Source organism: Streptomyces sp. NPDC058092, assembly GCF_042884935.1.
In the GTDB taxonomy this organism is placed as follows: domain Bacteria; phylum Actinomycetota; class Actinomycetes; order Streptomycetales; family Streptomycetaceae; genus Streptomyces.
On record NZ_JBHVSY010000012.1, the window covers coordinates 122,945 to 148,985 of the forward strand.

At 70.6% G+C, this 26,041-nt stretch carries 29 protein-coding genes and 1 tRNA gene; 16 read left to right on the forward strand and 14 right to left on the reverse strand.

What is annotated here, in order from left to right:
- Positions 1-23 precede the first annotated feature (23 nt).
- Positions 24-1,451 carry a hypothetical protein gene (locus tag ACFVV1_RS21140; RefSeq protein WP_389991191.1) on the forward strand — a complete coding sequence of 476 codons (1,428 nt, stop codon included), beginning with the start codon at positions 24-26 and terminating at the stop codon, positions 1,449-1,451.
- Positions 1,452-1,505: 54 nt separating this feature from the next.
- Here the strand turns inward: ACFVV1_RS21140 and ACFVV1_RS21145 are convergent.
- A tRNA-Thr gene (locus tag ACFVV1_RS21145) sits at positions 1,506-1,579 on the reverse strand.
- Between the two features lie 179 nt (positions 1,580-1,758).
- On the opposite strand from ACFVV1_RS21145, the gene ACFVV1_RS21150 reads away from it, so the two are divergent.
- From ACFVV1_RS21150 to ACFVV1_RS21160, 3 genes are all read left to right on the forward strand, one after another.
- The gene (locus tag ACFVV1_RS21150) at positions 1,759-2,895 is read left to right on the forward strand and encodes an ABC transporter ATP-binding protein (RefSeq protein ID WP_389991194.1); all 1,137 of its coding nucleotides are present in this window, start codon (positions 1,759-1,761) and stop codon (positions 2,893-2,895) included.
- A 231-nt stretch (positions 2,896-3,126) separates the two neighbouring features.
- A complete protein-coding gene (locus ACFVV1_RS21155; protein WP_389991197.1) occupies positions 3,127-3,540 on the forward strand; it encodes a hypothetical protein in 414 nt (137 codons plus the stop codon).
- Between the two features lie 34 nt (positions 3,541-3,574).
- On the forward strand, positions 3,575-4,285 hold the full coding sequence (locus ACFVV1_RS21160) for an NDP-sugar synthase (protein WP_389991200.1): 711 nt from the start codon (positions 3,575-3,577) through the stop codon (positions 4,283-4,285).
- Between the two features lie 83 nt (positions 4,286-4,368).
- Here the strand turns inward: ACFVV1_RS21160 and ACFVV1_RS21165 are convergent, their stop codons facing one another.
- From ACFVV1_RS21165 to ACFVV1_RS21195, 7 genes are all read right to left on the reverse strand, one after another.
- Positions 4,369-5,979, reverse strand: a complete 1,611-nt coding sequence (locus ACFVV1_RS21165) for a DoxX family membrane protein (RefSeq protein WP_389991202.1) — start codon at positions 5,977-5,979, stop codon at positions 4,369-4,371.
- 167 nt (positions 5,980-6,146) lie between these two features.
- On the reverse strand, positions 6,147-7,103 hold the full coding sequence (rlmB, locus tag ACFVV1_RS21170) for a 23S rRNA (guanosine(2251)-2'-O)-methyltransferase RlmB (protein ID WP_389991205.1): 957 nt from the start codon (positions 7,101-7,103) through the stop codon (positions 6,147-6,149).
- Between the two features lie 84 nt (positions 7,104-7,187).
- The gene (gene cysS / locus ACFVV1_RS21175) at positions 7,188-8,591 is read right to left on the reverse strand and encodes a cysteine--tRNA ligase (RefSeq protein WP_389991207.1); all 1,404 of its coding nucleotides are present in this window, start codon (positions 8,589-8,591) and stop codon (positions 7,188-7,190) included.
- 82 nt (positions 8,592-8,673) lie between these two features.
- A complete protein-coding gene (locus ACFVV1_RS21180; protein ID WP_389991210.1) occupies positions 8,674-9,078 on the reverse strand; it encodes a PPOX class F420-dependent oxidoreductase in 405 nt (134 codons plus the stop codon).
- A 143-nt stretch (positions 9,079-9,221) separates the two neighbouring features.
- A complete protein-coding gene (gene ispF, locus ACFVV1_RS21185) occupies positions 9,222-9,725 on the reverse strand; it encodes a 2-C-methyl-D-erythritol 2,4-cyclodiphosphate synthase (protein WP_266747625.1) in 504 nt (167 codons plus the stop codon).
- Positions 9,715-10,461, reverse strand: a complete 747-nt coding sequence (ispD, locus tag ACFVV1_RS21190) for a 2-C-methyl-D-erythritol 4-phosphate cytidylyltransferase (protein WP_389991214.1) — start codon at positions 10,459-10,461, stop codon at positions 9,715-9,717. Before ispD ends, ispF begins: the two co-directional genes overlap by 11 nt.
- Before the next feature lie 333 nt (positions 10,462-10,794).
- The gene (locus ACFVV1_RS21195; RefSeq protein ID WP_006380568.1) at positions 10,795-11,277 is read right to left on the reverse strand and encodes a CarD family transcriptional regulator; all 483 of its coding nucleotides are present in this window, start codon (positions 11,275-11,277) and stop codon (positions 10,795-10,797) included.
- Positions 11,278-11,929: 652 nt separating this feature from the next.
- On the opposite strand from ACFVV1_RS21195, the gene ACFVV1_RS21200 reads away from it, so the two are divergent.
- A complete protein-coding gene (locus tag ACFVV1_RS21200) occupies positions 11,930-12,589 on the forward strand; it encodes a DUF461 domain-containing protein (protein WP_389991217.1) in 660 nt (219 codons plus the stop codon).
- 91 nt (positions 12,590-12,680) lie between these two features.
- Here ACFVV1_RS21200 and ACFVV1_RS21205 read toward each other — a convergent pair whose 3' ends face one another.
- Positions 12,681-13,361 carry a response regulator transcription factor gene (locus ACFVV1_RS21205; protein ID WP_073783362.1) on the reverse strand — a complete coding sequence of 227 codons (681 nt, stop codon included), beginning with the start codon at positions 13,359-13,361 and terminating at the stop codon, positions 12,681-12,683.
- The gene (locus ACFVV1_RS21210; RefSeq protein ID WP_389991219.1) at positions 13,358-14,632 is read right to left on the reverse strand and encodes a sensor histidine kinase; all 1,275 of its coding nucleotides are present in this window, start codon (positions 14,630-14,632) and stop codon (positions 13,358-13,360) included. The genes ACFVV1_RS21205 and ACFVV1_RS21210 overlap by 4 nt, the downstream gene beginning before the upstream one ends.
- 198 nt (positions 14,633-14,830) lie before the next feature.
- On the opposite strand from ACFVV1_RS21210, the gene phoU reads away from it, so the two are divergent.
- A complete protein-coding gene (gene phoU / locus ACFVV1_RS21215; RefSeq protein WP_389991222.1) occupies positions 14,831-15,511 on the forward strand; it encodes a phosphate signaling complex protein PhoU in 681 nt (226 codons plus the stop codon).
- Between the two features lie 258 nt (positions 15,512-15,769).
- A complete protein-coding gene (locus ACFVV1_RS21220) occupies positions 15,770-15,919 on the forward strand; it encodes a hypothetical protein (protein ID WP_389991225.1) in 150 nt (49 codons plus the stop codon).
- A gap of 178 nt (positions 15,920-16,097) precedes the next feature.
- Here the strand turns inward: ACFVV1_RS21220 and ACFVV1_RS21225 are convergent, their stop codons facing one another.
- Positions 16,098-17,420, reverse strand: coding sequence for an MDR family MFS transporter (locus tag ACFVV1_RS21225; RefSeq protein ID WP_389991228.1), 1,323 nt, complete (start codon positions 17,418-17,420; stop codon positions 16,098-16,100).
- Between the two features lie 223 nt (positions 17,421-17,643).
- Between ACFVV1_RS21225 and ACFVV1_RS21230 the strand changes: the two genes are divergently transcribed.
- Positions 17,644-18,402 carry a phosphoglyceromutase gene (locus ACFVV1_RS21230; RefSeq protein ID WP_389991231.1) on the forward strand — a complete coding sequence of 253 codons (759 nt, stop codon included), beginning with the start codon at positions 17,644-17,646 and terminating at the stop codon, positions 18,400-18,402.
- A gap of 60 nt (positions 18,403-18,462) precedes the next feature.
- Here ACFVV1_RS21230 and ACFVV1_RS21235 read toward each other — a convergent pair whose 3' ends face one another.
- Complete coding sequence (locus ACFVV1_RS21235) at positions 18,463-19,761, reverse strand: MFS transporter (protein WP_389991234.1); 1,299 nt, start codon at positions 19,759-19,761, stop codon at positions 18,463-18,465.
- A gap of 170 nt (positions 19,762-19,931) precedes the next feature.
- Between ACFVV1_RS21235 and ACFVV1_RS21240 the strand changes: the two genes are divergently transcribed.
- The 5 genes from ACFVV1_RS21240 (at position 19,932) to ACFVV1_RS21260 (ending at position 23,674) form a co-directional block, all read left to right on the forward strand.
- The gene (locus tag ACFVV1_RS21240) at positions 19,932-20,255 is read left to right on the forward strand and encodes a rhodanese-like domain-containing protein (RefSeq protein WP_389991237.1); all 324 of its coding nucleotides are present in this window, start codon (positions 19,932-19,934) and stop codon (positions 20,253-20,255) included.
- 95 nt (positions 20,256-20,350) lie between these two features.
- Positions 20,351-21,739, forward strand: coding sequence for a rhodanese-like domain-containing protein (locus ACFVV1_RS21245; protein WP_389991240.1), 1,389 nt, complete (start codon positions 20,351-20,353; stop codon positions 21,737-21,739).
- A 123-nt stretch (positions 21,740-21,862) separates the two neighbouring features.
- On the forward strand, positions 21,863-22,447 hold the full coding sequence (locus ACFVV1_RS21250; RefSeq protein ID WP_389991243.1) for a rhodanese-like domain-containing protein: 585 nt from the start codon (positions 21,863-21,865) through the stop codon (positions 22,445-22,447).
- Positions 22,444-23,364: a sulfite exporter TauE/SafE family protein gene (locus ACFVV1_RS21255; RefSeq protein ID WP_389991246.1), complete on the forward strand. Its 921-nt coding sequence runs from the start codon at positions 22,444-22,446 to the stop codon at positions 23,362-23,364. Before ACFVV1_RS21250 ends, ACFVV1_RS21255 begins: the two co-directional genes overlap by 4 nt.
- A 43-nt stretch (positions 23,365-23,407) precedes the next feature.
- Positions 23,408-23,674, forward strand: a complete 267-nt coding sequence (locus tag ACFVV1_RS21260; protein WP_389991249.1) for a metal-sensitive transcriptional regulator — start codon at positions 23,408-23,410, stop codon at positions 23,672-23,674.
- Between the two features lie 151 nt (positions 23,675-23,825).
- Here the strand turns inward: ACFVV1_RS21260 and ACFVV1_RS21265 are convergent, their stop codons facing one another.
- Complete coding sequence (locus ACFVV1_RS21265) at positions 23,826-24,368, reverse strand: GNAT family N-acetyltransferase (protein WP_389991252.1); 543 nt, start codon at positions 24,366-24,368, stop codon at positions 23,826-23,828.
- 168 nt (positions 24,369-24,536) lie between these two features.
- On the opposite strand from ACFVV1_RS21265, the gene ACFVV1_RS21270 reads away from it, so the two are divergent.
- The 3 genes from ACFVV1_RS21270 to ACFVV1_RS21280 all read left to right on the forward strand — a co-directional run bounded on the left by ACFVV1_RS21270 (position 24,537) and on the right by ACFVV1_RS21280 (position 25,671).
- Positions 24,537-24,902 carry a hypothetical protein gene (locus tag ACFVV1_RS21270; RefSeq protein ID WP_389991255.1) on the forward strand — a complete coding sequence of 122 codons (366 nt, stop codon included), beginning with the start codon at positions 24,537-24,539 and terminating at the stop codon, positions 24,900-24,902.
- 281 nt (positions 24,903-25,183) lie between these two features.
- The gene (locus tag ACFVV1_RS21275; RefSeq protein ID WP_351202622.1) at positions 25,184-25,432 is read left to right on the forward strand and encodes a hypothetical protein; all 249 of its coding nucleotides are present in this window, start codon (positions 25,184-25,186) and stop codon (positions 25,430-25,432) included.
- A complete protein-coding gene (locus ACFVV1_RS21280) occupies positions 25,429-25,671 on the forward strand; it encodes a hypothetical protein (RefSeq protein WP_389991259.1) in 243 nt (80 codons plus the stop codon). The genes ACFVV1_RS21275 and ACFVV1_RS21280 overlap by 4 nt, the downstream gene beginning before the upstream one ends.
- 47 nt (positions 25,672-25,718) lie before the next feature.
- On the opposite strand, the gene ACFVV1_RS21285 is transcribed toward ACFVV1_RS21280, so the two are convergent.
- Entirely contained in the window at positions 25,719-26,039 is a 321-nt protein-coding gene (locus ACFVV1_RS21285; protein ID WP_389991262.1) for an SCO0607 family lipoprotein, read from the reverse strand.
- Positions 26,040-26,041 lie beyond the last annotated feature (2 nt).

Consider the following 26,041-nt stretch of genomic DNA (forward strand, 5'->3'; position numbering starts at 1 on the left):
CCGCCCAGAAAGGCAGACCAGCCATGGCAAGCAAAGAGTCCACCCCGGCAGGCGAAAGCACCGCGGGCTCCTCGGTGCGACGCGCGGCGGCACTCGCCACCCTGACCGAGGAGCCGTCCACCGGCCTGTTCCCTGCGACCGCCACCTCCACCACCACCGCTTCCACGGGCACGAGCACAGGCACCTCGGTCTCCGGTGCGGCGACGGCCACCGCCGTAGCCGCCGCGCCCGCCGAACCGGCCACGGAGGAGGGCGCGGAGGAGGGCGCGGACCCCGCGGCGGAAAAGGAGCCGCACACCACGGCCACAACGGCCCCGAACGGCGAAACCGCGGCGGCCACCGCCGAGACGGCCGAAGCGACCACCACCGGGACCGCTGCCGCTCCGGCCGGGACCGCCTCCGAAACCCGGACCCAGACCCGTACCGCGTCCGAGTCGGCGGCCGAGGCCCGTCTCGCCACCGCGACGCGCTCCGGGACCTCCGGGGGGCTCACCACCGTCCTGCCCCTGGGACGGCCGAAGAAGCCGATGATCGCCGCCGCCGTGCTCTGCGGGCTGGTCCTCATCGGGCTGCCCTTCCTCATCTCCGGCCCCGACGACAAGCCGCGCCCCAAGGCCGCCGACACCCCTGCCGGCAGCTCGATGAACCCCGACGGTTCCGGCCCCGGACTCGTCCCCGGCGAACAGCACATCTCCGCCCCGGGCGTGGCCAAGGCCAAGGACGAGCACTCCGGCAAGGGCCCCGGACCCGGCACCGGGCCGGAACACAGCACCGGCCCGCTCGGCGGCATACACGAGTCCGGCACCAGCGGCGAGGACAAGGGCACCAAGCCCGGCACCCCGAAGGACACCCCGCCCTCCGCGGAGAGCAAGCAGGCCCCCGCGAACGACACACCCGCCAAGGACAAGCCCGCGAAGGCCCCGGCCGCCCCGGCCGCCCCCGCCCCGGCCGCCACGTACTCGCACCTCATCGGCCCCGGCTGCAACACCCCCGGCTTCGCCACCGGGGACTACTACACCGACGGGAACGAGGGCTGGCGCGGCAGCCGGGGAAGCACCACGTCCTACGGCTGCAGCGGCTTCTACTACAGCCTGCCGATGTCCGGCAGTTCACGCTCGGACGGCATCTGGGCACAGTGGAAGTTCACGAGCGGCGACGTGAAGAAGGGCAACTGCTCGGTCCAGGTGTACGTCCCCAACGTCCACGACCTCTCGTACGTCGGCGGCACTCCGGGCCACTACACCGTCTACGGCGCCTTCACCCAGACGTCGAGCAACCAGATCGGCACCTTCGAGATCAACCAGCCCTCCCACCTGGGCCAGTGGGTCGCCGCCGGCACCTTCCCGATCACGGGCAACAAGATCTCCGTCGTCCTCGACAACCGCGGCAACGGCGCCAACAACCGCCACGCCGCCGCGGCCCCGATCCGCGTCAACTGCACCGCGACCTGACCCTGGGCCAACGAAAAGGCCAGGTCACGGGATATGTGACCTGGCCTTCTCCGGAGCCCCCTGTCGGATTCGAACCGACGACCTACGCATTACAAGTGCGTTGCTCTGGCCAGCTGAGCTAAGGAGGCGTGCCGGAGCAGTGTAACCAACACCGCTCCCTGTTCGGTCCCAAAATTTCGCGTCCCTCGAACTACTGACAGATTTCACATGGCCAGGTAGCGTCGCTGAGGATTCACCCAAGTGGACCAGACCACTCCCTTACTCGGATCGTCCGGCACGTTCCTGCCGGTGGAGGAGAAGATTCAGCATGGCCAGTGTCACGTTCGACAAGGCGTCCCGCGTATACCCCGGCTCCACGAAGCCGGCCGTGGACCAGCTCGAGATCGACATCGCGGACGGTGAGTTCCTCGTCCTCGTCGGTCCTTCCGGTTGTGGCAAGTCGACCTCCCTGCGCATGCTCGCGGGTCTTGAGGACGTCAACGGCGGCGCGATCCGCATCGGTGACCGCGACGTCACGCACCTGCCCCCGAAGGACCGGGACATCGCCATGGTGTTCCAGAACTACGCGCTCTACCCGCACATGACCGTCGCGGACAACATGGGCTTCGCGCTCAAGATCGCCGGTGTGAACAAGACGGAGATCCGGGCGAAGGTCGAAGAGGCCGCCAAGATGCTGGACCTCACCGAGTACCTGGAGCGCAAGCCGAAGGCGCTCTCCGGTGGTCAGCGTCAGCGTGTCGCGATGGGCCGTGCCATCGTGCGTGAGCCGCAGGTCTTCCTCATGGACGAGCCGCTGTCGAACCTCGACGCCAAGCTGCGTGTCTCCACCCGTACGCAGATCGCCTCGCTCCAGCGCCGTCTGGGCATCACGACCGTGTACGTCACGCACGACCAGGTCGAGGCCCTGACCATGGGTGACCGTGTCGCGGTCCTCAAGGACGGGCTGCTCCAGCAGGTCGACTCGCCGCGCAGCATGTACGACAAGCCGTCGAACCTCTTCGTGGCCGGCTTCATCGGCTCCCCGGCCATGAACCTGGTCGAGGTCCCGATCACCGACGGTGGCGTGAAGTTCGGCAACAGCGTCGTCCCGGTCTCCCGCGAGGCGCTCTCCGCCGCCGCGGACAAGGGCGACACGACCGTCACGGTCGGCATCCGCCCCGAGCACTTCGACATCGTCGAGCACGGCGGCGCCGCCGCGAAGTCCCTCTCGAAGGACAGCGCCGACGCCCCGGCCGGTCTGGCCGTCTCGGTCAACGTCGTCGAGGAGCTCGGCGCCGACGGCTTCGTCTACGGCTCCGCGCGGGTCGGCGGCGAGGACAAGGACCTGGTCGTCCGCGTCGGTGGCCGCGCCGTTCCGGAGAAGGGCACCAAGCTGCACGTCGTGCCGCGCCCGGACGAGCTGCACGTCTTCTCCACCTCGACGGGCGAGCGTCTCACCGACTGACGTCCGGCACCCCGCGCACGCGCACCACAACGGCCCCGCACGTTCTCCGTGCGGGGCCGTTCGCGCGCCGCACGGCGTGTCCGGGTTTGAATCCGTACGGTGCCGGATTCCCCGGCACACCGGGCATTTCAGCGCGGTCCGTCAACACCTAATTCGAAAAGCGCCCTCGAACCATCCCCCTCAAGGGTGACGAAATGTCGCCACATCATCACTGCCCGCTACGCTCGCTGCGTGACCCACACCGCTCGCCGCATCGGCCGATCCCTCGCTTTCGTACTGCCCGTCGTGATGGTCCTCTCCGGGACCCTCGCCGTCACCAGCGTGCCGTGGGCAGCGCACAACTCCGAGTCCCAGGTCCTGACCGCGTCGGCTCAGGACGTATCGAAGCGCGCCACGGCGCGCACCCCGCAGGACGTCCTGCGTGACCGGCTGCTGCTGGAGCTCCGGGCGAAGGACCCGGGTGTCGCGCTGACGGACCTGCAGCGTTCCGTCGAGGCCCGTCCCTCGCTCGCCCGGCACTGCATGTCGATCGCGAGGGCGCTGGGCCGTGCGGCGGTCGAGCAGTACGGTCCGACGCGCGCCCACCGGTTCTCGCGTCCCGTCTGCGACACGTCGTTCGCCTCGGGCGTCGCCCGGTTCAGCTGACCGGCCGGTCCGGGCACGGCATATCGTGCCTGGCATGCATACGTATCCGACGCAGGCCGTGGTCCTGGCAGGTGGCCAGGGATCACGGCTGCGCCCGTACACCGACGACCGCCCCAAGCCGATGGTCGAGATCCCGGGCACCGGGACTCCGATCATCGGCCATCAGCTTTCCTGGCTGGCCGCCGAGGGCGTGACCGACGCCGTGGTGTCGTGCGGTCATCTGGCCGAGGTGCTGCAGGAGTGGCTGGACTCGGCGGTGCTGCCGCTGCGCGTGACGACCGTCGTGGAGTCCGAGCCCCTGGGCCGCGGTGGCGGGCTCAAGTACGCCGCCGCCCGGCTGCCCGATCCGGGCCAGCCCTGGTACGCCACCAACGGCGACATCTGGACGCGCTTCTCGCTGCGCGAGATGGCCGCGTTCCACGCCGAGCGCGACGCCACCGCCACGCTGGCCCTGGCCCGTCCCCGGATCCCGTGGGGTGCCGTGGAGACGGACGCGTTCGGGCACATCACCGACTTCATCGAGTCGCCGCCGTCCCCGTATCTGATCAACGCCGGTGTGTACGTCTTCTCGCCGACGTTCACGACGCTGCTGCCGGACCGGGGCGACCACGAGCGGACGACGTTCCCGCGGCTGGCCCGCGAGCGCAGGCTGGCCGGGTACCCGTTGCCGCACGGGGCGTACTGGCGGGCCATCGACACGGCGAAGGACCTGACCGAGGCCGCCAAGGAGCTCGACGGGCAGTAGCCGAACCCCCGGCACACGACGAAGGGGCGGTCACCGGATGCGCGTCCGGTGACCGCCCCTTCGTCGTGTGCCGGCCCGGCGGCTCAGCCGAGCAGGCCGCCGATGGGGTTCTGCCCGCCGCCGGAGGTCCCGCCGGTGGAGCCGCCGCCGCTGTCCGTACCGCCGCCCGTGGAGCCGCCGCCGGTGCCGGTGGAGCCGGAGGAGCTCGGGCCGGAGCTGCTGGACGGGGGCTGCTGCGGAGTCGTCTGCTGCGGGGCCTGCTGGACGGTGCCCTGGGTCTGACTGGGCTGTCCCGCACCGGCCCCCGCCTGGCCGGACTCGCTGACGGAGCCCGCGGCGGGTGTGGACTTCTTGGCGGAGGGGGTGGTGGCGGCGCTGCTGCGGGAGGGCGCGGGGCGCTGCCCGCCGGGCGTGTGGGAGGCCCGCCCGCTGCGGGACTCCTGCGGGAGCGGGGAGCCGGGCAGCTGGTTGGTCGGGTTGCCGTCCGGGCCGGGCACGGTGACGACCTCGGAGGAGCGGACCGCGCCACCGAGCATGGAGCCCACGAGCAGGGTGAGGCCGACGACGACAGTGGCGACGACGGCGCCCCGCCGGAGCACCCGGCGGCGCAGGTCCCAGATCGCCGAGCGTGGGCCGAGCCTGCGCCATGCCTCGCCGGCGAGGCGTCCGTCGACGGAGTAGACGGGGGCGCCCGCGATGATCAGCGGGCTCCAGGCGGCGAGGTAGATGATGTCCGGCGCGTCGTAGGCGGCGACGGTGCGCCAGCTGACGGTGACCAGCAGGGCGGCGGAGAGGAGAGCGCCGACGGAGGCGGCGACCCGCTGCCAGAGGCCGAGGACGGTGAGGACGCCGACGACGACCTGGAGGAAGGCGACGGTCAGCCCGGCGCCGACGGGGTGCGAGAGCGCGAAGTCGCGCAGCGGCTCGGCCAGCGCCCAGGGGTGCAGCGACGTCAGCCACTTGACCATCGAGCCGCGCTCGCCGCCGTCGAAGTAGACGGGGTCGCACAGCTTGCCCATGCCTGCGTAGATCGAGATGAAGCCGAGGAAGACCCGCAGGGGCAGCAGCACGACGCCGAGGTTCATCCGGCGGCCGGGGTAGTACGCGTGCCGCATGGAGTCGTTGCCGTGGCGCGGGCCCCGGGCCTCGGTGCTGTCGTCGTAGTCGTCCTCGTCGTACGCGTCGTCCTGGTCGTGGGCTCCCCGGCCGTACGGTCCGGTGTCGACGGGGTCGTAGGCGCCGACCGCCCGGCGCATGGGCGGCAGCAGAGGGCCGTTGCCGTGGCGGCCCGGCTGGTGGGGCGCGGTGATGACGGGGTTGGGCCGGGTCTCTTCCAGGCGCTCGATGACCTGGGTGCCGCCCGCGCCGAGCCCGCCGAACTCGTGGCCCGGGGCGGGGTGGGCGCCGTAGGGGTCGTAGGGGTCGTACGCGGTGGCCGGGCGGCCCGCGGTGGAGTTCCGTACGGCCTGCAGGAGTCCGGTGGCGCCGGGGTCGCCGGGGGCGGACCTGCCGCTCCATACGACGGGCGAGCGCCTGCCGCGCCCTGCTCCGGTGCCGCCGCTCATGGCGGGGATCCTGGGCACGCCGGCGGGGGCCAGACCGCGCAGCCGCGCGCGCTGGCCGGGGGCGAGCCGCACCCGGAAGCTGGCGTGGTTGACGATGACCTGCGCAGGGTCGCAGTCCACCTTGGTCATGCTCAGGGCAGGTTGTTCGTCGAACCGAGGCGTTCTGGTGTCCACACTCATCTAACCGAGTGATGTGTGTTTAGGACACTGCCTTGACGGGCCCGAAGTGTCCGAGGCCCGTCAATGGCCTCCGGCGGGGGGCGCCCCGGTCGGCCGCCCCCCGTCCGGGTGGTACGTCAGGCCCGGCGCCGCGCGACCTCGTACAGGACGATCCCGGCCGCGACACCCGCGTTCAGCGACTCCGCGCCGCCCGGCATCGAGATGCGGACCCGGTAGTCGCAGGTCTCGCCGACGAGACGGCCGAGGCCCTTGCCCTCGCTGCCGATGACGATGACGACGGGACCGGCGAGGGCCTCCAGGTCCTCGACGGTGTGCTCGCCGTCCGCGGCGAGGCCGACGACGGTGATGCCGGCCTTCTGGTAGCCCTCCAGGGCCCGGGTCAGGTTCGTCACCCGGGAGACCGGCGTACGGGCCGCCGTGCCCGCGGAGGACTTCCAGGCGCCCGCCGTCATCCCGGCCGCGCGCCGCTCCGGCACGACCACGCCGTGGCCGCCGAACGCGGAGACGGAGCGGACGATCGCGCCCAGGTTGCGCGGGTCGGTGACGCCGTCGAGGGCGACGATCAGCGGGTCCTCGCCCTTGTCGTACGCGGCGGCGGTGAGGTCCTCCGGGTGCGCGTACTCGTACGGCGGGACCTGGAGGACGAGGCCCTGGTGGTTCAGGCCGTTCGTCATCCGGTCCAGCTCGGGGCGCGGGGCCTCCATCAGGTTGATGTTGCCGCGCTCACCGGCGAGCTGGAGCGCCTCGCGGACCCGCTCGTCGTTGTCGATGTACTGCTGGACGTACAGGGTCGTCGCCGGGACGCCGTCGCGCAGGGCCTCGTAGACCGGGTTGCGGCCGACGACCATCTCGGACGTGCCCTTGGCGCCGCCGCGCCGGGGGGCGGGGCGGCGGGCCGCGGCCTGCTTGGCCTGGGCGTTGGCGACGCGGTTCTTCTTGTGTCCCTTGCGGGCGGAGGCGGGCGGCGTCGGGCCCTTGCCTTCGAGGCCACGGCGTCGCTGCCCACCGCTGCCGACCTGCATGCCCTTCTTGTTGGACGTGCGGCGGTTCCTGCGCTGGCTGTTCCCGGCCATGACCTACCTGTTTCGTTGCTTCTCAGACGTGCGTGCGTATAAGTGAAGTGTGCCGCCCGGATCGCCGGGCGGCACATGGGGGGACTACTGGCGCGGGCCGAGTGTCCACCGTGGTCCGGCCGGGCTGTCCTCGATGACGAGTCCGGACTGGTTGAGCTGGTCGCGGATGGCGTCGGCTGCGGGCCAGTCCTTGCGCTCGCGGGCCGACTGGCGCTGGTCCAGGACGAGGCGTACGAGCGTGTCGACGACGCCGTGCAGATCGTCGCCGCGGTCGCTCTCGCCCGCCCAGTGCTCGTCGAGCGGGTCGAGGCCGAGGACGCCGAGCATCGCGCGGACCTCCGCGAGCCGGGCGACGGCGGCTTCCTTGTCGTCGGCGGCGAGCGCGGAGTTGCCCTGGCGGACCGTGGTGTGGACGATCGCGAGCGCCTGCGGGACGCCCAGGTCGTCGTCCATCGCCTCGGCGAACGCGGGCGGCACCTCGGTGGCGGGCTCGACCGTCTCACCCGCCTTCTCGGTGACGCGCTGCACGAAGCCCTCGATCCGCGCGAACGCGGACTCGGCCTCGCGCAGGGCCTCCTCGCTGTACTCGATCATCGACCGGTAGTGCGGGGTGCCGAGGTAGTAGCGCAGCACGATCGGACGCCACTGCTTGACCATCTCGCTGACCAGCACGGAGTTGCCGAGCGACTTCGACATCTTCTCGCCGGACATGGTGACCCAGCCGTTGTGCACCCAGTACGTGGCGAACTCGTCGCCGTACCCCTTGGCCTGGGCGATCTCGTTCTCGTGGTGCGGGAAGATCAGGTCGATGCCGCCGCCGTGGATGTCGAAGGCGCTGCCGAGGTACTTGTGGGCCATGGCGGAGCACTCCAGGTGCCAGCCGGGCCGGCCGCGGCCCCACGGGGTCTCCCAGCTGGGCTCGCCCGGTTTGGTCGCCTTCCACATAGCGAAGTCGCGCTGGTCGCGCTTGCCGGTCTCGCCCTCGCCGGACGGCTGGCGCAGATCGTCCAGGTCCTGGTTGGAGAGCTCCAGATAGCCGGGGAAGGAGCGCACGTCGAAGTAGACGTTGCCGTCGGCGGCGTAGGCGTGACCGCGTTCGATCAGGCCGCGCATCATCTCGATCATCTCGGGGATGTGGCCGGTCGCGCGCGGTTCGTAGGTGACCGGGAGGCAGCCGAGCGCGTCGTATCCGGCGTTGAACGCCCGCTCGTTCTCGTACCCGATGGCCCACCACGGGCGGCCCTGCTCGGCCGATTTCGCGATGATCTTGTCGTCGATGTCGGTGACGTTCCGGATGAACGTGACGTCGTAGCCGCGGTACTCGAACCAGCGGCGCATGATGTCGAAGTTCAGCCCGGACCGGATGTGCCCGATGTGCGGGGCGGCCTGGACAGTCGCGCCACAGAGGTAGATCGAGACACAGCCCGCTGTGAGCGGGACGAAGTCACGGATCTGCCGGGCGCTGGTGTCGTACAGGCGAATAGTCACGCCTCAAGGGTAGTGGGCGCGCACCAGTGCCCCGCGACCCCTTGGGGATCGCGGGGAAAAGTTTGGGGCCGCGGAGTGTCTCCTAGATACGTCCGACGACCTTGCGCGGCGTGATCCGGACGACGACGCGCTCGTCGTCGTCACCGGCCGTGGGGTTGAATTCCGCGTACTTCTTGCCGGTGTACTTCACGGACAGCTCGTCGATGAGCGCCTGGCCGCCCTCGGTGGTCAGCGTGGCGGTGCCGCGGATCTCGGCGTACGTGTACGGGGCGTCGAAGGGCTGCACGACGACGGAGACCCGCGGGTCGCGGCTCAGGTTCTGCTCCTTGCGGCGGCCGACCGTCGTCGAGATGAGCACGTCGTCGCCGTCACGCTTCGCCCATACCGGGGAGACCTGCGGGGAGCCGTCGGGCTGGATGGTGGCGACGGTGACGAAGACGGGTGTGTCGAGAAGCGCCTTGAGTTCTGCGGAGAGTGCGGCGGTCATGGCGTACGTCCTCCAAGTGGGGTCGATGGTGCCTCTACCCGTACCCCAACCCCGCGTCGCCGCTCCCGCTTCCCGTTCCTGCGTTCGTGCACCTCGGGGGCACGGGGTCTGATACGAGGGCCCCGCCCCCACCCACCGGCAGGTCAGCCCGTGCGGTAGACCAGTGCGGTCGCGATCCCGGCGAGGCCCTCGGCCCGCCCGGTGAAGCCGAGCCCGTCGGAGGTGGCGGCGGAGAGCGAGACGGGCGCCCCCACGGCGGCCGACAGCACCCGCTGCGCCTCGTCGCGCCGCTTGCCGATCTTCGGCCGTACGCCGACGACCTGAACGGCGACATTGCCGATCTCGAAGCCCTCGGCCCGCACGATCCGCGCCGCCTCGGTCAGCAGGGTGACCCCGGCGGCGCCGGACCACTCGGGCCGCCCGGTGCCGAAGTGCTGCCCGAGGTCGCCGAGCCCGGCGGCGGAGAAGAGCGCGTTGCACGCGGCGTGCGCGACGACATCGGCGTCGGAGTGCCCGGCCAGACCGGGCCCCTCGCCCTCCCACAGCAGCCCCGCGCACCACAGCTCGCGGCCCTCTTCGAAGGCGTGGATGTCCGTGCCGATCCCGACGAGCGGGATCACGGGCCCGGTCCGTTCCTCAGAAGCCATCGTTCGCCCTCCTGCGCGCGAGTACCGCCTCGGCCAGCACCAGATCCAGCGGCCGGGTCACCTTGAACGCCTCTTCGTGCCCGGGTACGACCACGACCGGCACCCCGAGCCGCTCCACCATGCCCGCGTCGTCCGTGGCGCCCTCGCCGCTGACGGCGACGGTCTCGTGCGCGCGCACCAGCGTGTCGCGGTCGAAGCCCTGCGGGGTCTGCACGGCGCGCAGCCGGGACCGTACGGGCGTGCCGAGCACCGGCTCCGGCTCCCCCGGCGCGCCCGGCTCGACCTCCTTGACGGTGTCGGCGAGCGGCAGCGCGGGCACGACGGCGGGCGCGCCGTCCCGTACCGCCTCGATCACCGTGTCCACGGTGTCGACGGGCACCAGCGGGCGCGCCGCGTCGTGGACGAGGACGGTGGAGATGCCCTCGGGAAGCGCCTCGAGGCCGAGCCGCACCGACTCCTGGCGGGTCTCACCACCGGGCACCACGAGATAGTCGGTGCGCTCGGGCAGGGCGTGCTCGTCGAGCAGGTTCTTGACCTCGGGGGCGCCGTCCGGCGGCGCCACGACGACGACCAGGGAGACGGACCGGGACGCGGCCATGGCCCGTACCGCATGGATGAGCATGGGCGTCCCGCCCAGCGCACGGAGCGCCTTGGGGGCGCCCGGGCCGAGCCGTACGCCGCGGCCGGCCGCGGGGATCACGGCGGCTGTGCGGTACGGACGCGATTGATCAGACATCGGTTGCACTCCGAAGCTTCGGCATGTTTGTTTCCGCAGCCGACATGGGTATGGCCACAAGCGAGCCGGGCGCCACGCCATGACTCGACCGGGCCCTTTCCGTGACACCCGGTCGACGACGGACACGCCGCACCGGCCGCTCGGGGTCGGCTGCGCAAGATCGCGAGCAACGTATCCGGGGGATTGCCGATGAAGCCAACGCATCGGTGAGTCGGGGCGGAATCCGGCCATGCCGTGGCCGAATCCAAACATGCCGCAGCGCCCGACGACATCCCGTGAATACGGTTGTCAGCGGGCACCGCGGCACATTATTTACGGCCGGCGTGAGCCGGTTCAGGACGCGAGTACCTCGTCGAGCAGAGCCTCGGCCTTGTCCTCGTTCGTGTTCTCCGCGAGAGCGAGCTCGCTCACCAGAATCTGGCGAGCCTTGGCGAGCATTCGCTTCTCACCTGCGGAGAGGCCACGCTCGCGCTCACGACGCCACAGGTCGCGAACCACTTCGGCGACCTTGATGACATCGCCGGAGGCGAGCTTCTCCAGATTTGCCTTGTAGCGCCGGGACCAGTTCGTCGGCTCTTCGGCATACGGTGCACGCAGCACTTCGAAGACCCGGTCCAGCCCCTCCTGCCCGACCACATCGCGTACGCCCACGAACTCCGCATTGTCCGCCGGCACACGAACCGTCAAGTCGCCCTGGGCGACCTTGAGCACCAAGTAGGTCTTGTCCACGCCTTTGATCTGGCGAGTTTCGATAGCCTCGATCAGCGCGGCCCCGTGATGGGGATAGACCACGGTGTCGCCAACCTTGAACGTCATGTGACAGGTACCCCTTCCGTGGCTATCAAGAGTAACACGAGAACAGCTTCTCCTGAATGGCGTTTTCGCAGGTCAGGGCATATCTCGGGGCTTGACAACAGCAACACGTACGTGCTGCGGAAGGCTCACGGGAGGCGGTATTCGCAGGTCGGAGCGGCTGTACGGGCGAGACGAAACACGCACGTCACACGCATCGGAACCCCGCTCCGAAGTGGTTGAACGTCCCGTTTTGCCGGGTTCAGGATGATGAACTTTACGTACTCCGTTCGGAGGTCGATCACCCGCTCGGACGCATGTGTGCTGATCAATGGATATTGGTCAGCACCCCGATGCGATCGGTTAATACGAACGGAATGCGCCACCCCCCATGACACGCTCCATGAATTGATCACCCGCGATATGTGAACGCCGCGTGTCGATGGTTTCGGGGGGTTCGGTGGTGCTCCGTTCCGTGAACCCCGGCCCGGGTGCGGGCCCCGAACGGCACCGGCCCCGGGAAGTGCCGGAGCACGAAGGGGCGCGTAGGGGCGGGTCGGGTGCGGGGCGGGAGGGGCGGCTCGGTAGCCTGAGGCCGCTGACACACCCTTAGGGCGGCTTCAGGCCGCTCGCCCCTCCCGTCCGAAGTCCGAACGTTCAAGGAGTTGCCGCCGCCGTGAGCCGCAGCCTTCGACACGGCGCTCTCGCCGCCACAGCCATCGTGTTCTCGATCGCCTCGCTCGCCGCGTGCGGTGCGGGCAATGACGCAGCGACGCTCAAGATCAGGCCGGACAGTGCTGCCACCACCTCCGGTGACATCAGCATCCAGAACGCGAACGTCATCACCCAGCCCGAGCGCAACGCACAGGGCCCGGCCGTCGTCTCCGCGACGCTCTTCAACAACGGCACCAAGCAGCAGACCCTGGACGCCATCACCCTGCCGGGCACGAGCGCCGCGGTGCAGCTGCACGCCGCCCAGGGCAAGGGACCCGTCGTGGTACCGGCCGGCGGCACGGTGGTCCTCGGCGGCAAGGGCAACGCGTCCGCCGTGATCGAGAACGGCCGCGAGGCCGCGCAGGCGGGCAATGTGCAGCCCGTCGTCTTCAAGTTCAGCTCGACGGGGGAGATCCCGCTCGGCGCGTTCGTCGTTCCGGCGACCAGCTACTTCACGGGCTTCGGCCCGAGCTCGCTGCCGGTGGCGCCGTCGCCCGCCACACCCTCCGGTTCCGCCTCCGCGACCCCCGGGACGCCGGGCGAGCCCGCTTCCGGTTCCGAGTCCACGGACGGGACAGTCACCCCGACCGACGCCGCGTCCGCCTCGGCGCAGACCGGATGACCGGCTGACCGACGCGCGTACGCGGGCACGTGAACGGCGGAGGGCGCCCTCCCTTTCGGGGGGCACCCTCCGCCGTCGCGTACGGGTCGGTCTACGGCTCGAACTTGTACCCCAGGCCCCGCACCGTCACCAGGAAGCGCGGCGCGCCCGGGTCGGGCTCGATCTTGGCGCGCAGGCGCTTGACGTGGACGTCGAGGGTCTTGGTGTCGCCCACGTAGTCCGCGCCCCAGACCCGGTCGATCAGCTGCATGCGGGTCAGGACCCGGCCCGCGTTGCGCAGCAGCATCTCCAGCAGGTCGAACTCCTTGAGCGGGAGGTCGACCTTGGCGCCGGAGACCGTGACGACGTGGCGGTCGACGTCCATCCGGACGGGGCCCGCCTCCAGGGCGGCCGGCGTGACCTCCTCCGGCTCACCGCGGCGGCGCAGCACCGCGCGGATGCGGGCGACGAGCTCCCGCGAGGAGAACGGCTTGGTGACGTAGTCGTCGGCGCCTATTTCCAGGCCGACGACCTTGTCGATCTCGCTGTCCTTGGCCGTGACCATGATCACGGGGACGTTGGACCTGCTGCGCAGCTGACGGCAGACCTCCGTACCGGGCAGGCCCGGCAGCATCAGGTCGAGCAGCACGAGATCGGCGCCGTTGCGCTCGAACTCGTCGAGCCCGTCCGGGCCCGTCGCCGCGATGGCGACTTCGAAGCCCTCCTTGCGGAGCATGTATGACAGGGCGTCGCTGAAGGATTCCTCATCCTCGACGACAAGCACTCGGGTCACGGAAGGACCTCCGGGGCAGGGAATGGTTCAAGGGTGTCGGGGTGAGCGGGTCCGTAGGGGCCCTCGTCGCCGTTGACGATGAGCGGTCCGCCCGGGCTGCGGTCGCGTTCCCGTACGGAGCCCGCTTCGGGCAGCCGCAGGGTGAAGGTGGAGCCCTGGCCCTCCGAGCTCCAGACCGTGACCTCCCCGCCGTGCGAGGCGGCCACGTGCTTGACGATGGCGAGGCCGAGGCCGGTGCCACCGGTGGCCCGGGAGCGGGCCGGGTCGACGCGGTAGAAGCGTTCGAAGACCCGCTCGCGGTCCTTCTCCGAAATGCCGATGCCCTGGTCGGTCACGGCTATCTCGATCTGGTCCCCGCCGGGTGCGGACAGCCGCCTGGCGGCGATGCCCACTCGGGTACGGGCGGGGCTGTAGTTGACGGCGTTCTCGACGAGGTTGCCGAGCGCCGCGGCGAGCTGGCCGCGGTTGCCCCAGATACGGAGCTCCGCGGTGCCGCCCGCTGCCATGGTGATCTGCTTCGAGCCGGCCTGCTGGCGGCAGCGGTCGATGGCCTCGGCCACCAGCTCGTCCACCCGGACCGGCTCGGCGTCCTCCAGCGGGTCGTCGTTCTGCACCCGGGAGAGGTCGATGATCTCCTGTACAAGGTTGGTCAGCCTGGTCGCCTCGATCTGCATCCGCCCCGCGAACCGCTCCACCGCCTCCGGTTCGTCGGAGGCGTCCATCACGGCCTCGGAGAGCAGCGAGAGCGCGCCGACCGGGGTCTTGAGCTCATGGCTGACGTTGGCGACGAAGTCGCGCCGTACCGCTTCGATACGGCGGGCCTCGGTGAGGTCCTCGACCAGCAGGAGCACCAGCCGGGAACCCAGCGGGGCGACCCGGGCGGAGACCGCGAGGGCCTCGCCCCGGCCCGTACCGCGCCGGGGCAGGTCCAGTTCGACCTGGCGTATCTCACCGTCGCGACGGGTGTCCCGGGCCATGGTCAGCATCGCCTCGACGGCGAGCCGCCCGCCCCTGACCAGTCCCAGCGCATAGGCGGCGGAGCTGGCCTTGACCACGCTGTCGCTCTCGTCGAGCACGACCGCGGAAGAGCTGAGCACGGACAGGACCGTGTCCACGCCCGGGGGAAGGGGGGCGTTGCTGTCGGGCCGCAGGGACGTGCGCGTCGGCTTCTTCTGGTCGCGCTCGCTCCAGCGGAACGCCAGCATGGCGATCACGCCGGTACACGCACCGCCGATCGCCGCAGCTGCGGCGACTGCCGCGTTCACGTCCATACGTCAAGGTTATGCGGGTCCGGGAGGACTCTCCCAGCCATCCGGGTGCCTATCCGAACACTCGTCGCTCAGAGTTCACCGAGGAGCAAGGGTTGGTTCACTTGGGCGGCCGGAAGCCGACGCGTACGCCGCCCAGGGTGGCAACGTGGGGTTCATACCTGGCCCCGGCCTTACACAGAGGACTGGAGAGGGACTTCCATGCGTGACGCCTATCACGAGGAACTCGACTCGATCGGCGAGGGGCTGGTCGAGATGGCCCGGCTCGTCGGGTCGGCGATCGGCCGGGCGACGACGTCCATGCTCGATGCCGATCTCAAGCTCGCGGAGAGCGTGATCGCCGCGGACCAGAAGGTCGACGACCTCCAGCACGACCTGGAGGCGCGGGCCATCGCCCTGCTCGCGCGCCAGCAGCCCGTGGCGACGGATCTGCGGATCGTGGTCACGTCGCTGCGGATGAGCGCCGACCTGGAGCGCTCGGGGGACCTCGCCCAGCATGTCGCCAAGCTGGCCCGGCTGCGGTTCCCGGAATCGGCGGTGCCGCACGACCTGCACGCCACCATTCTGGAGATGGGGCAGCTGGCGCAGCGTCTGATGGCCAAGGCCGCCGAGGTGATCATCACCAAGGACGTCGACCTGGCACTTCAGCTGGAGCAGGACGACGACGAGATGGACCTGCTGCACCGCACGCTGTTCCAGCACCTGATGGACGACCGCTGGAAGCACGGCATCGAGACGGCCGTCGACGTGACGCTGCTCGGCCGCTACTACGAGCGCTTCGCCGACCACGCGGTGTCGGTCGCCAAGCGGGTCGTCTACCTGGTGACGGGTGAGCACGCCGACGAGATCCAGCAGCAGCAGACGGCGATGGAGGGCGCGTAGCGGGGCGGGAAGCGGGGGCCGTGGGGCTGTCGGGACACGTGGGGGCCGTGAGGCCGCGGGACCGTGGGGCCGTGACGCAGGGGTGCTGGGCGTACGCGGTCGCATTCGGTCGCACATGTGTCTCTGCGCGTGTGCGCCGTTGATGCGCCCGCCCGAGTGGGCGTGCAATGGGGTGGGGCGGCACGTCTTGTCCGTACGCCCCGGTCGTGCGCGCGTCGCTGTGGCGTACGGCCCTGTCGTACGCCTAGAGGAGGAACCATGGCCGATTCCCCCATGACCGACCCCCAGCAGGAGGCACCCGCCGACGTGGTGCACCTGACCGTGCTCGGCGCCTGCGGCTGCGGCTCGGGCTGCGGATGCGGCTGCCAGTCCGGGGCCCCGTGCCAGTGCGGTGGCTGCTGCGGCTGACCGACCGCCACGGAAGCCGAAGGGCGCCCCGCGCGGAGCAGGCTGCTCGCTGCTCCGCGCGGGGCGCCGTCGTGTGCGGGTGGCCTGGCGGGCACGGTCATCGGGCCGGCCGCCCCCGGCACGGACGGCACGGTGGCGGGGCTTCGACAGCGCGGCGGGCGGTTTCGGCCCGTCCCTCTCAGCCCGCCGGCTCGACGGAAGGCTCGGCCCCGGCAGCGGGGACACCGCTCCCCTCAGCGCCGCCGCTCTCCGCCACCCGGCTGCCGCCCCCGGAAGCCGCCCCGTCCTCCCCCGGCATATTCCGCATCAGCAGCCAGTACCCGAGCGCGGCCCCGGTCCCCAGGACAGCGCACGCCCCCCACAGCCACTCCGCGCCGAAGCGGTCGATCACCACACCCGACATCAGCGGCGCGACCAGCGCGGCGGCGGACCACGACATCGTGTACATGCCCTGGTAGCGGCCCCGGCCCCGGGCGGGCGAGAGCCGGACCACCAGACTGCTCTGGATCGGCGAGTTGACGATCTCGGCGACCGTCCAGACGCAGATGGTCAGCGCGTACACGGCGACGGACCCGGCGAAGGCCGTGAGCCCGAATCCGTACCCCGCGAGCAGCGACGACACGATGAGCAGCCGACGCGGATCGCGGTGCTGGATGAAGCGGGTGACCGGAATCTGGAGCACCACGATCAGCACACCGTTGACGGCGACGGCGGTGCCGAAGTCGGAGCTGGAGAACCCGTCCGCCCCCATGGCCACCGGCAGCCCCACGTACCCCTGCTGGAAGATCAGCGCGATCACGAAGGACAGCCCGACGACGCTCATGAACCGCCCGTCGCGCAGCACCGTGGAGAGCCGGACCTCGTCCGCACCGCCGACCGCGCGGCCGGGCACCGCCGCCGGCTTCTCGGGCCGCGACTCGGGCACCTTCATGAAGACGACGAAGGCGCAGGCCAGCGTCATCGCGGCCTCGCCCAGGAACCCGGCGAGGTAGCTGTACTCGGCGACGAACCCGGCCCCGGCCGAGGAGACGGCGAAGCCCAGATTGATCGCCCAGTAGTTGAGCGAGAAGGCCCGCACCCGGTCCTCGGGCCGGACGATGTCCGCCATCATGGCCTGCACGGCGGGCCGCGAGGCGTTGCTGGCCATGCCCACGACGAAGGCGACGGCCGCGATCGCCACCGGGTGGACCATGAACCCGAGGACGGCCACGGACACGGCGGTCGAGGTCTGCGCGATGAGCATGGTGGGCCGCCGGCCGAGCCGGTCGGTCATCACCCCCGCCCCGAGCGAGGAGATGACCCCGCCGAGCCCGTGCAGCGCCGCGACCAGACCGGCGTACGAGGCGGAGTACCCCCGGTCCAGGGTCAGGTAGAGCGCCATGAACGTGGCGACGAACGCCCCGAGACGGTTGACCAGCGTGCTGGTCCACAGCCACCAGAACTCCCTGGGGAGACCGGACACGGATTCACGTGCGGCCCGTCTGAGACCGGCGACAGACATACGGAATCCCCCCAGGGAAGTACAGGACACCATCGGTAAGAGGCCCGATGGTCACCCGTACATTACGAATCCTGGATTCCGGCCCGCTACTCAATTGACGCCGCCCGTCAATCGTCACGGCCCGGGCCCGTCGCACCCCCCTCATCCGCCCCACCTGTCCCCCACCTGTCCGCCCTGTGACCGGCCGCGCAGCGCCCGTACGGCTTCCATTACGCTCGGACCCATGGCCGACGCACCGTACAAGCTGATCCTCCTCCGCCACGGCGAGAGCGAATGGAACGCGAAGAACCTGTTCACCGGTTGGGTGGACGTCAACCTCACCGAGAAGGGCGAGAAGGAGGCAGTCCGCGGCGGTGAGCTGCTCAAGGACGCCGGCCTGCTCCCCGATGTCCTGCACACCTCCCTCCAGAAGCGCGCCATCCGCACCGCGCAGCTCGCGCTGGAATCCGCGGACCGCCACTGGATCCCCGTCCACCGCTCCTGGCGGCTGAACGAACGCCACTACGGCGCCCTGCAGGGCAAGGACAAGGCGCAGACGCTCGCCGAGTTCGGCGAGGAGCAGTTCATGCTCTGGCGCCGCTCGTACGACACCCCGCCGCCCGCCCTGGAGGACGGCACCGAGTTCTCCCAGAGCGACGACCCGCGCTACGCGACGATCCCGCCGGAGCTGCGCCCGCGCACCGAGTGCCTCAAGGACGTCGTCGTCCGCATGCTGCCGTACTGGTACGACGGCATCGTCCCGGACCTCCTGGCCGGCCGCACGGTCCTGATCGCCGCCCACGGCAACAGCCTCCGCGCCCTGGTCAAGCACCTCGACGGCATCTCCGACGCCGACATCGCGGGCCTGAACATCCCGACCGGCATCCCGCTCGCCTACGAACTGGACGCCGGCTTCCGCCCGGTCAAGCCGGGCGGCACGTACCTCGACCCGGACGCGGCGAAGGCCGCCATCGAGGCCGTGAAGAACCAGGGCAAGAAGTAGCAGCTCGTCCGCTGCCGGCCCCCTACCTGCGGTTTTTCCGCAGGCAGGGGGCTTGTTGCTTCACCGGGGCCGCTCCTGGGCCGTACTCGCGGCCCGGTCGTCCGTGATCCAGCGCGCGGCGAGCAGACCGGACAGCGCGGTGAGGGCGGCGGCGGCGAGGACGGTCGCCTTCAGGCCGAGTGCGTCGGCGAGGACGCCCGCGACGAGAGCTCCGGCCGCGTAGCCGAGATCGCGCCAGAAGCGGTAGGTGCCCAGCGCGTTCGCCCGCCAGGCGGGGTGGGCGTGGTCGGAGACGGAGGCGATGAGCGCCGGGTAGACCATCGCGGTGCCCAGCCCGAGGGCCACGGCGGAGAGGACGCCCGAGAGGAGGGGACGGTCGGGGATCGCCAACGCCGCGAGGAGACCGCCGGCTTGGACGAGCATGCCCGTGACGATGAGCGGTTTACGGCCGATCCGGTCTGCCAGGTGGCCCGCGGGTATCTGCCCCAGACCCCACAGGAGCGGATAGAGCCCCTTGATCAGGCCGATGGCGGCGATGCCGAGCCCCTGGTCGGCGAAGAGCAGCGGGAAGACACCCCAGGTGAGGCCGTCGTTGAGGTTGTTGACGAGGCCGGCCTGGCTCGCACCGCGCAGGGAGCGGTCGCGCCACGATGTGCGCGCGAACACTGTTGCGAATGACGGATTCCGTTCCTTGGGGGCCTGGGCGGGCGGCATCCGGGACAGTTCGAGGGCGACATGGGCGCCGGTGTCCCGTACCAGGAGCGAAAGGCCGAACCCGGCGGCGACGAAGACGATGCCGATCGCTTCGGGGGCCGGTCGCAGGCCGTGGGCGGCTGCCAGGTAGCCGGTGAGCAGGGCCGTCGTGCCGACGGCGACGTATCCGGCGGCCTCGTTCAGTCCGGTGGCCAGACCCCGGCGTGCCGGCCCCACGAGGTCGATCTTCATGTTCACGGTCATCGACCACGTCATGCCCTGGTTGACGCCCAGCAGGACGTTCGCGGCCAGGATCCACCACCAGGACGGGCCCCACGCCAGGACGAAGGGCACCGGCACACCGACGAGCCACCCGGTCAGGAGGAGTTGCCTGCGGCGGAAACGGGCCGTGAGGGTGCCTGCCGCGAGGTTGGTGAGGGCCTTGGTGAGGCCGAAGGCGACGATGAAGGAGAAGACGGCCAGGTTGCTCGTCAGCCCGAAGACGTCGGTGCCGATGAGGGGGACCGTCGTGCGCTCCAGACCGACGAGCGCACCGACACTGGCCGTGACGATCACGAGCAGGGTGAACTGAGCCCAGTTCTCCCGGAGGCCCAGCCGCACTCCATGCGTGGGCGAGGGCGAGACCGCGCCCGTCTGCTGCTCCATCGCCCCGCCATATCTCTCAAGATCCGATTACCCGCAGGCCAGCATACCCCCATGGGTATTTTTCGTATGTGATGCGGGATACCCATGGGGGTATTTGACTTCCTGCCGCGGACCCGCCTACGGTCGAAGACATCAATACCTAGGGGGGTATCTGGAAGCGAGGAATCTCCATGCGTGAAGTGGATCTGAACGTCTTCGCGGCGAAGCTCGCGAACGGCGCGTTCGTGATCGATGTCCGGGAGCCCGACGAGTACCGGGCCGGCCACGTGCCCGGCGCCCACCTCGCACCGCTGTCCACGCTCGACGCTGCCGTGAGTGCTCTGCCCGGGGACCGGACCGTCTACGTGATCTGCGCGAGCGGCAACCGCAGCGGCCGGGCCACCGAGCACCTCCAGGCACGCGGCGTGGACGCCGTCTCGGTCGCGGGCGGCACCGCCGCCTGGGCCCGGGCGGGTCGCCCCATCGACCGCGGCGCTGCGGCCGAGACCGCCTGAAGCCCGAACCCCGGGCCCATCCGGAAGGCGCCGACGCGCCTTCGACCAACTTTCCGCACCCGGCCGGGTGCGCGTTCCCCGACGGAGGGTTTGCCGTGTTCTTCACCCAGTACTACCTCGACTGCCTCTCCCAGGCGTCGTACATGATCGCCGACGAGACGACCGGCCGGGCCGTGGTCGTCGACCCGCGCAGAGACGTCTCGGAGTACCTGGCCGACGCCCGGGCGCACGGCTTCACCGTCGTGGGCGTCATCAACACCCACTTCCACGCCGACTTCGTCGCCGGCCACCTGGAGCTGGCCGACCACACCGGTGCCTGGATCGGCTACGGCCACCGCGCCGAGACCGAGTACCCCATCCGCAAGCTCACCGACGGCGAACGTGTCTCCCTCGGCGATGTCACCTTGCAGATCATGGAGACCCCCGGACACACCCCCGAGTCGATCAGCGTCCTGGTGTACGAGCACGCCGACGACACGGTTCCCTACGGAGTGCTGACCGGCGACGCGCTGTTCATCGGCGACGTCGGCCGCCCCGATCTGCTCGCCTCCGTGGGCGTGACCGCGGACGAACTCGGTGCGCTGCTTCACGACAGCGTCCAGAACAAGCTGATGGCGCTGCCCGACGCGGTCCGGGTCTTCCCCGCCCACGGCGCCGGCTCCTCCTGCGGCAAGAACCTCTCCACCGAGAAGCAGTCCACCATCGGAGAACAGCGCGCCACCAACTACGCCTGCGCGCCGATGAGCCGCGAGGACTTCGTCGCACTCGTCACCGCCGGCCAGTCCGCCGCACCCGGGTACTTCGCCTTCGACGCGGAACTCAACCGCAAGGACCGTCTCCTGTTCGACTCGGCCGCGGCGCCCCGCCCGCTGTCCCTGACCGAGTTCACCGGGCTGCGGCAGGCGGGGGCGGTCGTGGTCGACGCCCGGACCCCGCAGGAGTTCGCCAACGGTCACCTGCGCGGGGCGGTCAACGTACCCGCCGAGGGCCGGTTCGCCGAACAGGCGGGCACCGTCCTCGACCCGGCCGACGAGCTGATCGTCATGGCTCCGGAGAACCGGGAGGAGGAAGTCGTCACCCGCCTCGCCCGCATCGGCTTCGACCGCGTGATGGGCTACCTCCGCAACCCCGAGGACGCCCTGAAGGAGCTGGCCGAGGAGGCCGCTCCGGCGAGCCGCCTGACCGCTGCACAGCTGCGCACCGCCCTGCGAGGAGAGAACCCCCCGCTCGTCGTGGACGTACGCACCTGCGGAGAGCGCGGCGCGAACGGCTTCATCGAGGGCGCCACGCACATCGCCCTGAGCGAACTGCCCACGCGCCTGGACGAGATCCCCACCGACCGGCCCCTCGTCCTGCACTGCGCCGGCGGCCACCGCTCCTCGATCGCGGCCAGCCTGCTGCGCCACCGCGGCTTCGAGGACGTCTCCGACCTTCTCGGCGGCTACGCCGCCTGGGCCCTGTCGGCGGAACCCGCCGGCGTCTGACCGTCCTCTCCCGCGACCTCCCGGCACGCCCCGGGCAGGGGTCATCCCCTGTCCGGGGCGGTCACCCAGCCGATCCCGATGAATACCCCCAGGGGTATCCAACTCTCTTGAACGGAGCCTCCCATGACTGAGAAGTCCACCCAGACCTCCTCCATCACCCCCGCCGTCCTGCACCACCTCGTACAGGAGGACCGCGCACCGCGCATCCTCGACGTGCGCATGCCCGGCGAGTTCCGCTCGGTCCACATCCCCGGCTCCTACAACGTGCCTCTCCCCACCCTGCGCGAGCACCGGAAGGAACTGCTGGCCCACCTCGACGAGGACGTCATCCTGGTCTGCCGTTCCGGAGCCCGTGCCACCCAGGCCGAAAGGGCTCTGGCCGAGGCCGGTCTGCCGAACCTCCGGGTACTGGAGGGCGGCATCACCGCCTGGGAGATGGCGGGAGCTCCCGCAAACTGGGGCGCCGACCGCTGGGACATGGAGCGCCAGGTCCGGCTCGTCGCCGGCTCGATCGTCCTTGCGACCGGAGTGGTGGGCCTCTTCGTTCCCGGCGCGCACCTCATCGGCACGGCGGTCGGCGCGGGCCTGACCTACGCGGCTGTGAGCAACTCCTGCGCCATGGGCGTCCTGCTGTCCAAGCTCCCCTACAACCGCGGTCCGCGCGTCGACATCCGCACCGTCATCGCGGAACTGCGGGCCACGTCATGACGGCTCTGGTCATCGCGGCGTCCCTGTTCGTCGGAATCAGCCTCGGCATTCTCGGCGGCGGGGGCTCGATCCTGACCGTGCCGATCCTCGTCTACCTGGCCGGACAGGGCACCAAGGAGGCCATCGCCACTTCTCTGTTCGTCGTCGGTGTGACCAGCGTGGCCGCGCTGATCCCCCACGCGCGCGCCCACCGGGTGCGGTGGAGGACCGGCCTGCTCTTCGGCGCCTTCAGCATGGCCGGCGCCTACGGCGGCGGCCGGGTCGCCGAGTACATCCCCGGCACCGCGCTCCTCGTCTCGTTCGCCCTGATGATGCTCGCCACGGCGGTGGCGATGCTCCGCAAACCGCGCAGGCGTGCCGAACCGAAGCCCCGGCACCGGGACCTCCCTGTGAAGCACATCGCCGTCGAGGGCCTGGTCGTCGGCGCCGTCACGGGCCTGGTGGGTTCCGGCGGCGGCTTCCTCGTCGTACCCGCACTCGCGATCCTCGGCGGACTGCCCATGAGCATCGCGGTCGGTACCTCGCTCCTCGTCATCTCCATGAAGTCCTTCGCCGGGCTGGCCGGGCACCTCTCGGGCGTGCAGATCGACTGGGGCCTGGCCCTGGTCGTGACCGCGGCGGCCGTCGTCGGCAGCATCCTGGGCGCGCGCTTCGCCGGCCGCATTCCGCAGGACACCCTGCGCACGGTCTTCGGATGGTTCGTCGTCGTCATGGGCGTCTTCGTCCTCGCCCAGCAGCTCGACACCGCCGTCTGGACGCACCCTGCCACGTGGGCCGTACTCGGCACCGCACTGCTCGCCGTATCCGCCGCCCGGATACGGCAGGCCACCCGCGCGCCGCACCGGCGCCCCGCCGAGACACCCGGGACGGGCCCGACCACCGCAGCAAGACACCACGAGACCGCCGGAAAAGAATAATATATACCCCAGGGGGTATCCCGATCGACTGGAGGAGGACTCCGTGCAGGTGGAAGAAGAGGCCGTACGCCCCGTCCTGAACCGGCTCAGGCGGGCCCAGGGACAGCTGGCCGCTGTTATCGCCATGGTCGAAGCGGGACGCGACTGCAAGGACGTCGTCACGCAACTCGCCGCAGTGTCCCGCGCCCTGGACCGGGCGGGGTTCAAGATCGTGGCCGGCGGGATGCGCCAGTGTCTCGCAGAAAGTGCCGACGACGCCCCGCCCATGTCGGAAGAGGAACTGGAGAAGCTCTTCCTCGCCCTGGCCTGACCTGGCCTGACCTGGCCTGGCCTGGCCTGGCCTGGCCTGACCACCACCACCACCACCACCACCACCAACGTTGCGGGCACACCGCCGGGCACCCCTGACACCGGACGCGACGGCGCGAGCCGTCGATCACGACTCCCTGGTGCCGCACCGTCTAGTCGATCGGATCGTCGTCCCACGGGGGAGGCGTTACGGTGCCCGCCGTCCAGTCGCGGCGCAGGATCGCATAGCCGACGGTGTCGTGAACCGTTCCGTCGTGTGCCGGCCACGCGTCGCGGTAGTGCGCTTCCTTGACATAGCCGCAGCGCAGGAAGACGCGCCGCATCGGGACGTTGTCCTGTCGGGTAGTGCCCTCGACGCGACGTATCTCCGGGAACTCCGTGAACAGGTATCGCGTCAGCCACGTCACAGCCTGCGCGCCGATGCCGTTGCCCCGGTGCGCGGTCCGGATCCGGAGATCGAACAGGGGCGTATCGTCGGTCAGTTCCATGAGCCGGACCAGACCGACGGGTGTCCCGTCCGCAACGATCCAGAAGCTGCGGTTCTCCTCGCTCGCGAAGCGCCCCTCGGTGGCCCACTGGCGCGCTGTCGCATCGTCCACCTCGCTGATCACGTGGAAGGGCCACCTCTCTCCGGTCAGAAAACGGATGAGGGCATCAGCGTCAAAGTCGCCCAGGCGCCGGAAGTCGATGTTCATGGGGCCGCACCTTACGGGTACGACCGCTCGGCGACGCCGGGCCGCGCGGCCTCGCCGGTCACACCGGGCCGGGTCGTGAACTCACCTGCGGATACCTCCTGTTGGTCTGCGGCAGTTTGCACCCCTACCAGTGAGGGGCCGTGCAGGCGCACAGGCAGATCCGGCACCGTGGCCGCCCTCGTGGGAGCGCTCGCCCTTGCGGCGTTCACCGCACCGGTCGCGGAAGCCGCCGACACCGGGATCACGGTGTCGGAGACGGTCGTGAACTCGGGCAGACCGATCATCGTGGGTACCACCGCGGAGAAGCTCCCCGGTGTCAGCTTCCACATGGCCTGGCCCTCGGGCCACTCCCTCTCCGACGTGGAGGCGAGCCCATTCCTGCACCACGACACCACGGTCAGCAAGGGCGCCGACCACGGTGGCATCCACATGCGCAGCCTCACCTGTTACGAGGATGGTTCGCGTGCCGCGAACTGCGACCACGTCGACGTCAGGTACCGGTGGGCCGACCGGCGGCGCAAGCTGTCGCGGTAACGTCCCGGCGACGGCCGGTGGCTCTCGCGGCCTCGACCTCGACCTCGATCCCTTTCGCGTCAGCGGCCAATTGATGGACCGTCCGGCTCTCTCGCGGCCACCTGACGCCCCGTCGAACAGCAGAATGTCCATGATGTTCCGGTCCCGGCGGAAACGTATCGCGTGGGCTCCGCCCCCGCCTCCGGACCTGGCACTAACGTGACCCAAGTACCGGCCCGCGCAAGGGCGGCGCCGACCGGGCGGGCCGTGCGGAGAGAGCAAGGAGAGCGGGGAGAGCAACCATGGGCGAGCCCCTGAAGACCTTCGTCGGCGGTGCCGAAGTCGACGTGCCCAACAGCATCCCGGACATCCGGGCGACCCTTCCCGAAGAGAGACGCGAGGAGTTCGACCGCGCCATCAACGACGCCGGCGTGGGCGAGATCCAGGCGGTCATGCGGCACTGGATGCTGGAGGCCGTGCCCGATCCGGAGGCCGAGAAGATCCTGGACCGGCTGGCGCAGGACGAGGCCGAGAGGCGGACCGTCGCTTGAGCTTCCGCATCTCCTACGCCCCGCCCGCCGACGACACCCTGGCCAAGATGCGCGAAGGGGAGACCTTCCGCGACGAGATGGCGCGCACCCTGGGCCTCGACCCGTACGGACACGGGTCGTCGGCCGTCAAGAGCGAGCGCGACCGGCGCGAGGCGACGGTCGCCGGGGCGATCGTGCTCTATTACGTCTCCGGGTCGGTCCTGACCGTCACCGTGGTGAGACTCGTCCCTCTGCCGTGAACAACCGGAGCCGGGCGCAAGCCCCGGCGCCCACGAGCGGGACCTGCTCACTCCCCGGAGTCCGCCGGAACGTCGAGGATCCTGCCGTTCTCATCCACGGAGTGGGTCTCCCAGTACGTGTCCCACTTGTCGCCCACGTGCTCGGGAACCTTGCCCTCCGGGTACCGGACGTATCCCTTCGGCGGATCCTCGCCGTTGGGCACGCACGCCGACCCGGTGCTCCCGACCGTCATGACCGGGTACTCGCCGCCACCGCACGTCGCGTCCTGGAGCGAGCAGCCCGCGGTCAGCATCGCCGCGGTCACGGAGACCAGGGCGATGCCGACCGCGAACCGGCCCGCGCGGCCATGTCGGGTGCTTCCGCGCACAG